Origin of the sequence: Chromobacterium piscinae (genome assembly GCF_021129175.1) — a bacterium.
In the GTDB taxonomy this organism is placed as follows: domain Bacteria; phylum Pseudomonadota; class Gammaproteobacteria; order Burkholderiales; family Chromobacteriaceae; genus Chromobacterium; species Chromobacterium piscinae.
This window is the reverse complement of sequence record NZ_JAJOHV010000108.1, coordinates 1-10,544: the sequence shown is the minus strand read 5'-3', so window position 1 is coordinate 10,544 and position 10,544 is coordinate 1. Positions and strand designations below refer to the sequence as shown.

Sequence of the window (10,544 nt, the reverse complement as noted above, 5' to 3'; positions counted from 1 at the left end):
CGACGCGGCCGAGGCGCTAGCGCGGGCGGCCGAGCGGCCGGCGCGCATTCTGCTGGATCTGAACCTGGACGGCGACAGCGGCCTCAGGCTGCTGCCGGCGTTGCGGGCGGCCAGCCCGGACAGCGCCATCGTGGTGCTGACCGGCTACGCCAGCATCGCCACTGCGGTGGAGGCCACCAAGCTGGGCGCGGTGCAATACCTGGCCAAGCCGGCCGGCGTCGACGAGATCCTGGCCGCTTTTGCCCAGCAGACGGCTAATCCGGAACTGCCGGTGGCGCCGCAGCCGATGTCCTTGCGTCGCGTCACCTGGGAGCATTTGCAGCGCGTGTTGGCCGAGCACGACGGCAACATCTCAGCCACCGCGCGCGCGCTCAATATGCACCGCCGCACCCTGCAGCGGATGCTGGCGAAACGGCCGGTCAAGAGCTGAGTCAAAACTGATGACGAATATATAAATCGGACAATGGGCGACCATCAGAAAAAATGATTGGAGTGAAAACTCCAACGCGGCGTAACGTGCGGATTCCATACCGATAACAGGGGAGATGCGCGATGCTGCGTGGACAGATGATGGACCAGCCTTTGCTGATTGCGGATTTGCTCGAGCATGCCGAGCGCTTCCACGGCGACACCGAGATCGTGTCGCGCACGGTGGAGGGCCCGATGCACCGCTACACCTACCGCGATGCCGCCCGCCGCGCCCGCCAGCTGGCCAACGCGCTGCCGTCGCTGGGCGTGGCGGCGGGCGACCGGGTGGGCACGCTGGCCTGGAACGGCTACCGCCATTTCGAGATCTACTTCGCGGTGTCCGGCAGCGGCGCCGTCTGCCACACCGTCAACCCCCGGCTGTTTCCCGAGCAGATCGCCTGGATCGTCAACCATGCCGAAGACAAGGTGCTGATGTTCGACGCCACCTTCCTGCCGCTGGTCTCTCAGTTGGCGGACCAGTTGAAGAGCGTCGAGCATTTCGTGCTGCTGGCGGCGCGCGCCGACTTGCCGGCCGACAGCGGCATCCCCAATCTGCTCAGCTACGAAGACCTGGTGAACAGCCACAGCGATGTCTACGACTGGCCGCGGCTGGACGAGAACGCCGCCTCCAGCCTGTGCTACACCTCCGGCACCACCGGCAATCCCAAGGGCGTGCTGTATTCGCACCGCTCCACCGTGCTGCACGCCTTCGGCAGCTCGCTGCCGGACAGCTTCGACCTCTCGGCGCGCGCGGTGGTGATGCCGGTGGTGCCGATGTTCCACGCCAACGCCTGGGGCCTGCCTTACAGCTGCGCGATGAACGGCAGCAAGCTGGTGCTGCCCGGGCAAAAGCTGGACGGCGGCAGCCTGCAGAGCCTGATCGCCGAGGAAGGCGTCACCGCCACCGTCGGCGTGCCCACGGTCTGGCTGCAGCTGTTGCAATATTGCCAGCGCGAAAACCTGTCGCTCGCGCCCTTGAAGCGGGTGATCGCCGGCGGCTCGGCGGTGCCGGAAAGCATGATCGAGCAATTGGCCGAGCGCGGCATCGAGCTGCGCCAGCTATGGGGCATGACCGAGCTGTCGCCGTTCGGCACCACCAGCACGCCCAAGCTCAAGCACGAAGGCCTGCGAGGACGGGAGTTGAACGCGCTGCTGACCAAGCAGGGCCGGCCGGCGTTCGGGGTGGACATCCGCATCGTCGACGACGCCGGCCTGCCGCTGCCGCACGACGGCGTGTCCTTCGGCAATCTGCAGGCGAGGGGGCCGTGGGTGCTGTCGCAGTACTTCAAGCGCGAGCTGGACGCCAACCACAGCGCCGACGGCTGGTTCCACACCGGCGACGTGGTGACCATCGATCCGGACGGCTACATGCGCATCACCGATCGCACCAAGGATGTGATCAAGTCCGGCGGCGAATGGATCAGCTCGATCGATCTGGAGAACATCCTGGTTGGTCATCCGGCGGTGGCCGAGGCGGCGGCGATCGCCGTGCCGCACCCCAAGTGGGATGAGCGGCCGCTGATGGTGGTGACGCTGAAGCCGGGCGCGAGGGCGACGCGCGAGGAGCTGCTGGCCTACTTTGACGGCAAGATCGCCAAATGGTGGACGCCGAACGATGTCGTCTTTGTCGACGAGCTGCCGCACACCGCCACCGGCAAGCTGCTGAAGATGAAGCTGCGCGAGCAGTTCCGCGATTACCGCTGGCCCGAATAATGAAAATTGGATGAATTGCTCTAAAGCGCTGGATTTTCGTAGAGCAATTACGCTAGAATGTCGGCTGCACTGAGAACCGCAAGGTTTTGAGGTGTTAGCCCCTCGAAATATCGCGCTGGCCGAGGCCGGTCCGATGTTTCTTCCTCGTGTTGACCCCTGCCGCATTGCCGCAGGGGTGTTTTTTTGCCCGTTCTTCCCCGTTATTCACATCGACTGACATCGTCATTGCACCTATCATATTGTGAAAACGGCATGAGCTTGATCAAGCGTCGGCGCGTCCGCTTGGTTTAGCGTATCCATCCGGCTTTCCAATAAATTACAACCAGTCTGCCGAGGAAATGACCGGCTTTCGCCCAGGCTATACAGCGTAGAAATGAAGGGAATGCGATGAAATCACTTCGTAGTCGATTGATAGCGTTCAATGCCCTGTTGATGGCGTTGTTCGGCCTGGTCCTGGTGACCATAGTTTTCACGCAGATGCGATCGGAAATCCTGGAAGGGCTGGACAACGAATTCGCCGCCAGCTTGAAGGGGCAAAGTTCGGTGGTGACCACCTGGCTGGGCGAGAAGAAGCAACAGATCGTCGCCCAGACCGCGGTGGCGGGCGAGGCCGACGCGATGCGCTTCCTCAAGGTGGGCACCAAGGCCGGCGGCTTCAACGTCAACTACGCCGGCTATGCCGACGGCCGCACGCTGTTCTCCGACGACTGGGTGGCCCCGGCCGACTACAAAGTGGCCGACCGCGACTGGTACAAGCAGGCCCAGGCCTCAGGCCAGCCCGTCGTCACCGACCCCTATGTCGACGAGGCCACCAAGAAGCTGACGGTCACCATCTCCGCGCCGTTCAACCACAACGGCGCTTTCGCCGGAGTGGTTGGCGGCGACGTGATGGTGGACACGCTGGTGAAGTCGGTGCTGTCGCTGAAAGTGCGCGGCAATGGCTACGCCTTCATCATCGATAAGAAGGGCACCGTCATCGCCCACCCGCAGGCCGACCTGACGCTGAAGCCCATCACTAGCGTGGTGCCGGCGCTGACGCCCGACCGCCTCGCGCAACTGGTGCAGAACGACAAGGCATCCGATGTCGACATCGGCGGGAGGAGCATGCTGATCGCCGCGCAGGCCATCCCCGGCACCAATTGGATTCTGGCGTTGGTGTCGGACCGGGACGAGATCCTGGCCCCGCTGCACACCTTGCTGTACACCATAGGCGGGCTGACGTTGCTGGTGTTCGCGCTGATGATCCCGTTCGCCAGCCTGGTGATCGGCAAGATGCTGGCCGGCCTGGTGCGGCTGAAGGCGGCGATGGAGGACATCGCCCGCGGCCAGGGCGACCTGACGCTGCGGCTGAAGGACGACGGCCAGGACGAGATCGCCGCCACCGCGCGCGCGTTCAACACTTTCGTCGGCCAGCTGGGCCACTTGTTCCGCGGCCTGAAGGGCGACGCCGCCGGCGTGGTCGGGGGGGTGAAGGACGCCAGCCAACTGGTGGCCGACGTCGCGCAGAGCTCGCGCCACATCTCCGACGTGTCCTCGTCCAACGCGGCCACGCTGGAGCAGATCACCGTCTCCATTTCCCATATCGCCGACAGCGCGCGCCAGGCCGACGACCTAGCCAGCGCCACGGGGCAGAACCTAGCCGCCAGCGCCGACAATATGCAGCGGCTGTCGTCCGGCATGGAAAACACCGTGCAGTCGGTGCGCGGACTGGAAGAGATGCTGTCCTCGCTGGACAAGCGCTCGCAGGAAATCTCCGGCATCACCAACGTGATCCGCGACATCGCCGACCAAACCAACCTGCTGGCGCTGAACGCGGCGATCGAGGCCGCGCGCGCCGGCGAGCAGGGCCGAGGCTTCGCGGTGGTGGCCGATGAGGTGCGCAAGCTGGCCGAGCGCACCGCGCAGGCGACGCTGGAAATCTCCAATATGGTGGGCGCGATCCGCGAGGAAACCGGCCGCGCAGTCGGCGACGTCAATTCCACGGTGCAGGCGGTGGACGAGGGCGTGGGCCTGACCCGCGAGGCGGTGGACAATATCGCCGCCATCCGCGCATCGATGCTGGAGGTGGTGGCCAAGATGAGCGAAATCTCCAACTCCACCCAGGAGCAGCACAAGGCCACCACGCTGATCGCGCAAAGCTCCGAGGCGATCAACGGCCACGTGCTGGAAAACGACGACGTGCTGCAGAACGTCAGCAGCACCTTGCAGGGCCTGGCCGGCAACGCCGGCAAGATGGACGCCGAGTTCAACAAGTTCCGGCTGTAACAACCACTTCCTCGATCCCGAACGCCGCCTTGCCGGGCGGCGTTTTTGCGTCGATGATCCGGAGTGAAACGATTTCGGAAGCCGCGATGATCCTGCTTTCCCCCGATACGCTCGAAGCCGCGCGCCTGTTGGCCGACGGCGATCTGCAAGGCGCGCTGCGAGCTGCCCAGCGCGGTTTGCAGGCCGAGCCCGGCAATGCGCCGTTGTGGAATCTGCTGGGCGTGTGCGCCGCGCGCCTCGGCCAAGCGCTGTTGGCCGAACAGTGCTGGCGCCAGGCGCTGGCCTTGGAGCCGGTCACTCCGGATGCGTGCTTCAATCTGGGCCGGCTGGCCGAAGAGAGCGGCGACGCGGCCGCCGCCGAAGCTCACTACCGCGCCGAGCTGGCGCGCGACCCCGATCACTCCTCCAGCCTGGGCAATCTGGGCAATCTACTGCAGGACGCCGGCCGGCTGGCCGAGGCCGAGGCTTGTTTCCGCCGCCGGCTATCCTTCCAGCCCGGCGCGGCCGCCCATTACCAACTGGCGCGGCTGCTCGCCGAGCAGGGCCGGAACGGCGAGGCCGAGGGGCATCTGCGCGCCTGCCTGGACGAGGCGCCTGACGATGCCGAGGCGCTGCAGCTGCTGGGGCGGCTGCTAGAGGAGAGGGGGGAGGCCGGGAAGGCCGAAGCCATGCTGCGGCGCGCGCTGCAGTCGGCGCCGGGCCATGTCGTCGCCGGCAACAATCTGGGTTTGCTGCTGATGGCCCAGCGACGCTGGGACGAGGCGGAGCGGCATTTGCGCGCCGCCCACGCGGCTGCGCCCGGCGCGGCGCTGGCCAATCTGGCCTCGCTGCTGCTCGCCACCGGCCGCGCGGCGGAGGCGGAAGCCCTGGCGCGACAGGCGCTGGCGGCAGAGCCCGGCCGCGCCGACTGGTTGAACCTGCTGGCACTGGCCTTGCGCGAGCAAGGGCGAGACGATGAGGCCGGGCGGGCATGGGAGCAGGGCCTGGCGTCGGCGCCGGACCACCGCCGGCTGCGGCAAAACCTGGGTTATCTGCAACTGGCGCGCGGCGACTGGGCGGCCGGTTGGGCCAATCACGAGGCGAGGCTGGAATCGGCCGCCTATCCCGTTGTGCCATCGCCGCGCTGGCCGGGCGAGAGCCTGACGGGACGACGGCTGCTGGTGTTGTTCGAGCAGGGCTATGGCGACGCGATCCAGTTCAGCCGCTATCTGAATCCGCTGCTCGCAAAGGGCGCGACGCGAGTCATCGCGCTATGCCGCGAGCCGCTGCTGCCGCTGTTCCGCCGGCAATGGCCGCAGGTGGAATGGCAGGCGATGGCCGGCGCTTATCCGGCCGACTTTCCGCCGCACGATTGCCATGTGTTTTCGATGAGCCTGCCATGGGTCTTGCGCGCGTTCGAGCCGCGCGCGGAAACCTATCTGCAGGCCGATCTGGCGCTGCGGCAGGCGTGGCGGGAGCGCTTGCCGGCCGGCCGCAACATCGGCCTGGCCTGGCGCGGCCGCGCCGAGCATCCGTTCGACCATTGCCGCTCGCTGCCTGGGCCGGAGGCCTTGCTGCGGCTGCTGGCCGATCGCGGCGTCAACTGGATTTCGCTGCAGCCGGAGCCGAGTGGGACTGAGCGGGCATGGCTGGCGGAAAACAGCGTGATGGAGCTGGGGTCCGGCTTGACGGACTTCGCCGACAGCGCGGCGCTGCTGGCGGAGCTGGACGGCGTGGTCGCCGTGGACACGGCGATGGCGCACCTGGCCGGCGCGCTGGGCACGTCTTGCAGGTTGCTGTTGGCCGGAGAGCATGTGGACTGGCGCTGGGGCGTCGATGGCGCTGCGACGCCGTGGTACCAGCCGCTGACACTGGAGAGGCGGCGGCGCGGGGAAGAATGGGAAGACGCTATCGACCGGTTGGCGAACTGAATCGTTGCCATCCTCTCCCACGGAGAGCGCGCGTGGTTTACAACCACTTGCCCGGATTCATCAGCCCGTCCGGGTCCAGCGCGGCTTTGATGGTCCGCATCAGCTCCAGCGCCAGCGGGTCCTTGTAGCGGGCCAGCCAGTCTTTCTTCAACTGGCCGACGCCGTGCTCGGCCGCCAGCGTGCCGCCCAGCCGGTAGACGTGGTCGTAGACGATGGCGTTGACCGCGTCCTCGTCGTCGAACAGATCGGCATTGCCGGGGCGGGTGTAGCTGACGTTGTAATGCAGATTGCCATCGCCGGCATGGCCGAAGGCGACGATGCGCACGCCGGGAAAGGCCTGGTCCAGATCCGCCGCGCAATCGCGGACCAGCCGCGGCAGCGCCGAGGTGGGCACCGCGATGTCGTGCTTGATGCTGGGGCCGTCCTTGCGCTGGCTTTCCGATATCTCCTCGCGCAGCGTCCACAGCTTGCGCCGCTCGGTCTCGTTCTGCGAGACGACGCCGTCGGCCATCGTCTGGACGGACAGCCATTCCACCAGCGCGTCGTTGAGCGGCGCCGGATCGCCGCCGTCGGACAGCTCGATCAAAATCAGCCACGGCGCGGAGAACGGCATCAGCGACGGATGGTGGCGCCGCAGCACCTGCTGGCAGCTGGCGTCCATCACTTCGAAGGCGGTCAGACGGTCGCCGAAGCGGTGGCGCAGCCGGTTCAGCCAGTCTATCGCCGTCTCGATGTCGTCGACGCCGACCATCGCGGTGGCATGGGCGCTGGGCAGCGGGTACAGCTTCAGCGTGGCGGCGGTGATCAGGCCCAGCTGGCCTTCCGCGCCGATGAACAGCTGCTTCAGGTCCAGGCCGGTGGTGTCCTTGCGCAGTCCCTGCAGCTGGTTCAGCACCCGGCCGTCCGGCAGCACCGCCTCCAGCCCCAGCGTCAGCTCGCGCATGGTACCGTAGCGCAGCACCGCCACCCCGCCGGCGTTGGTGGACAGGTTGCCGCCGATCTGGCAGGTCCCTTGCGAGGCCAGCGACAGCGGAAACAGCCGGCCGGCGGCTTCGGCCGCCTGCTGCGCCTCCAGCAGCGTGACGCCGGCTTCGACGGTCAGCGCGTTGTTGTCGGTGTCGACGTGGCGGATGGCGTTCAGCCGGCGCAGCGCGAGCACCAGCTGCCGGCCGCTGCCGTCCGGCGTCGCCGCGCCGCAGGTGGAGGTGTTGCCGCCCTGAGGCACGATGGCCACCTTGTGCGCGCGGCACAATTTGACCACCTCGGAGACTTCGGCGGTGGAGCCCGGACGCGCGACGGCCAGCGGCGCGCCCTGGTAGCGGCGGCGCCAGTCCAGCGTGTACGGCGCGGTGTCGATGTCGTTGGTCAGCAGGTGCTGCGGGCCGACGATGGCGGCCAGCCGCGGCAGAAAATCGCTCATATCGTTTCCAACAGGCTTTCGTCGACGGCGGCATACAGCGCGGCCGGCGCGCCGCTGACGGCCGCCCAATAGCGGTCGCCGTATGACCAGTGCCACCACTCGGACGGATAGTTGACGAAGCCGGCATCCCGCATCGCCTGGCTCAGGATGCGCCGGTTGGCGCGGGCGGGCTCGGAAATGCCGGGGCTGTCGGTGTAGCAGGCGCCGCCGGATTTTTCGCTGTCGGCGTTGAACGGGCAACCCATGTCCAGCTCCGCTCCGGCCGCGTCGATCAGCGTCACGTCCAGCGCGGCGCCGGTCGGGTGCGGAGCCACCGCCGGCGGGGCGACGTAAAGGCTGGCCTCGCGCAACAGCGCCGCTTCGTCCAGCTCCGGTTTCAGTCCCCGCAACCGGGCCAAGTGTTCATCGTAGGAGCGACGCTGGCGCGCCAGCGGGCGGTAGGCTTCCTTGATGTACAGGCGCAGGCTGTCCGGCAGCCGGCTGGCGGCGTCGCGCAGCCGCTCGGCCACCGCGCGGCGAGCCTTCAGAAAATGCGGGCTGCGGCTGGAGATTTGGCTGCGGCTCAGGTCCACCGCCCAGTCCGGATAATCGGCGAGGTCGACGAAGGGTTCGGCTTGATCGGCCAGCGGAATAGCGGGCAGCGAGGGATCGGCAAGCGTCAGCATGATGGCTCTCAGAATGGCCCGCCGTTTTCACGCAGCTTGTCCGGCAGCCCGTCGTGGCCGCCGAGCTCGCGTTCCGGCGCGTCGTCCCAGTGCAGCGCGCCCAGGAACTGGTTGCGTTCGGGATGCACGGCGTAATGGATGCGGTTGTCCGCTCGGTCGGTGTCGCCGACACAGAGCAGGCGGACGATTTGCTCGGTATTGTTGATGAAGGTGTGGGCCAGGCCGTCTCCGGCCTTGAAGCCCACCGAGTCGCCCGGTTGCAGCCGGTAAAGGCTGCCATCCAGCCAGACGTCGGGCGTGCCTTCCAGCACGTGCACGAATTCGTCCTCGGTTTTTTCGGCATGCGGCCAACTGGTGCGGCAGCCCGGCTCCAGCAGCTCATGATGGATGCCGAGCCGGGCGAAGCCGTAGTGCTTGCCCAGCGGGCTGCCGCGCGACAGCGGCTCCTGGCTGCCGGAGTAATAGCGCGGCCTGTCGCTTTGCAGCTCGCTCCAGTGTTTGATGCAGTCGGGACGGCTCATCAGTTCTCCTCAGTCTTTTTCGCGGCGGCCCGCGCGGCGGGAACAGGGCGCGTCAGCCTCCAAACATACCACTTGCCGGCTTGCCGCGGCCGTCGGGCTTATTCCGGGATGTCCGGCGACATCAGCTCGTCAGGATGCTGCCAGCCCGGCTGGGCGGCGATCCGGGCGAGCCAGGCCTGGACATTGGGCCAATCGGCGATGGCTAGGCCGGTGTCGGACAGCCACCACAGGTAGCCGCTGAGCGACACGTCGGCGATGCTGACCTGATCGCCGGCCAGATAACGGCGCTCGGCCAGTTCGGCCTCCAGCACGGCGAGGTCGGCGCGCAGGCGCGTTTCCAGCCAGGCTTCCACCGCCGGTTCGTAGTGGGCGATCAGGCGCGAGTAGCGCAGATTGGGCAGCGACAGACCCAGGCGGTTGGTTTCCCAGTTCAGCCATTCGCGCACGCGCTGGCGCTCGCCCAGCGCGCCGCCCAGCGCGCCGTAGCTGTCGGCAAGCCATTGCAGTATCGCGTTGGACTGGCACAGCGGCACGCCGTCGGCCACCAGCACCGGCACCTCGCCGAAGCGGCTGGCGGCGCGGAAGTCTTCCGGCCGCTCGCCGCGCGGCAGCGAGATGTCGATGTGGACGTAGTCATGGGAGATGTCGGCCAGCATCAGCGCCAGCCGCACCTTGTAGCTGTGGCCGGAGTAGCGGTTGCCGTACAGGGTCAGCTTGTTCATTGCGTTTTCTTTCTTGAATTCATTGATTAGTTCGGCCGGCGCGATCCCAGCCACGCCGCGGCGAAGGCCAGCGGCAGCGAGAACAGCGCCGGGTTAGTGTAGGGGAACAGCGGCTTGGCGTGGCCCAGCGCGGCCACCCATACCGCCGGGCCGCAGACGATCAGCGCCAGCGACGAAGCGATGCCGGCGACGCCGCCCCACACCACGCCTCGGGCGGTCAGGCCGCGCCAGTTCAGCGCCAGCAGCAATAGAGGAAAATTGGCGGAGGCGGCGATGGCGAAGGCCAGGCCCATCATCACCGCGATGTTCAGCTGCTGGAAGGCGGTGGACAGCAGCATCGCAGCCAGGCCCAGGCCCAGCGTGGCCAGACGCGACACCTTGAGCTCGCGGCGCGGATCGGCTTGGCCGCGCTTCAGCCAGCTGGCGTACAGATCGTGGCTGACCGCGCTGGCGCCGGCCAGCATCAGTCCGGTTACCACCGCCAGGATGGTGGCGAAGGCCACCGCGGCCACCAGCGCGCGGGCGAAGTCGCCGCCCAGAAGAGCTGCCAGGTGCAGCGCCGCCATATTGCCGCCGCCGATCAGCTTGCCGTCCGCGCCGTGGAATTGCGGATCGGGGCCGATCAGCGTCATCGCGCCGTAGCCGATGATCAGGTTGAGCAGGAAGAAAGCCGCCACCAGCCAGGTGGCGATGCCCACCGAGCGGCGCGCGGCGCGGGCGTCGGCCACGGTGAAGAAGCGCATCAGCACGTGCGGCAGACCCAGCAGGCCCAGGCTCAGGCCCAGGCCCAGCGACAGCGCCTCCACCGGGTTGGCCAGCGCCTGGCTCGGCAGGAAGGCGGCCGCGCCGCGCAGCTGGTG

Annotated in this window: 9 protein-coding genes; 4 read left to right on the top strand and 5 right to left on the bottom strand. The window is 67.4% G+C overall.

Annotated features, from left to right (window positions below):
- From LQR33_RS21650 to LQR33_RS21635, 4 genes are all read left to right on the top strand, one after another.
- A partial coding sequence (locus LQR33_RS21650; RefSeq protein ID WP_231470383.1) for a response regulator transcription factor occupies positions 1 to 430 on the top strand: 430 nt, incomplete at its 5' end.
- A 122-nt stretch (positions 431 to 552) separates the two neighbouring features.
- Positions 553 to 2,181, top strand: a complete 1,629-nt coding sequence (locus LQR33_RS21645) for a 3-(methylthio)propionyl-CoA ligase (protein WP_231470381.1) — start codon at positions 553 to 555, stop codon at positions 2,179 to 2,181.
- Positions 2,182 to 2,568: 387 nt separating this feature from the next.
- Positions 2,569 to 4,446, top strand: a complete 1,878-nt coding sequence (locus tag LQR33_RS21640; protein WP_166439320.1) for a methyl-accepting chemotaxis protein — start codon at positions 2,569 to 2,571, stop codon at positions 4,444 to 4,446.
- A gap of 86 nt (positions 4,447 to 4,532) precedes the next feature.
- Positions 4,533 to 6,356 (top strand): tetratricopeptide repeat protein, encoded by a 1,824-nt coding sequence (locus LQR33_RS21635; protein ID WP_231470379.1) that lies wholly within the window; start codon positions 4,533 to 4,535, stop codon positions 6,354 to 6,356.
- Between the two features lie 37 nt (positions 6,357 to 6,393).
- Here the strand turns inward: LQR33_RS21635 and LQR33_RS21630 are convergent, their stop codons facing one another.
- The 5 genes from LQR33_RS21630 to LQR33_RS21610 form a co-directional block, all read right to left on the bottom strand.
- Positions 6,394 to 7,776, bottom strand: a complete 1,383-nt coding sequence (locus tag LQR33_RS21630; RefSeq protein WP_231470377.1) for an FAD-binding oxidoreductase — start codon at positions 7,774 to 7,776, stop codon at positions 6,394 to 6,396.
- A complete protein-coding gene (locus LQR33_RS21625) occupies positions 7,773 to 8,441 on the bottom strand; it encodes a M15 family metallopeptidase (RefSeq protein WP_231470376.1) in 669 nt (222 codons plus the stop codon). Before LQR33_RS21625 ends, LQR33_RS21630 begins: the two co-directional genes overlap by 4 nt.
- Positions 8,442 to 8,449: 8 nt before the next feature.
- Complete coding sequence (locus LQR33_RS21620; RefSeq protein ID WP_166439317.1) at positions 8,450 to 8,962, bottom strand: cupin domain-containing protein; 513 nt, start codon at positions 8,960 to 8,962, stop codon at positions 8,450 to 8,452.
- 98 nt (positions 8,963 to 9,060) lie between these two features.
- Positions 9,061 to 9,684: a glutathione S-transferase family protein gene (locus LQR33_RS21615; RefSeq protein WP_166439316.1), complete on the bottom strand. Its 624-nt coding sequence runs from the start codon at positions 9,682 to 9,684 to the stop codon at positions 9,061 to 9,063.
- A gap of 26 nt (positions 9,685 to 9,710) precedes the next feature.
- The coding region (locus LQR33_RS21610) for a sodium:solute symporter family transporter (RefSeq protein ID WP_414626569.1) at positions 9,711 to 10,544 on the bottom strand (834 nt) is incomplete at its 5' end.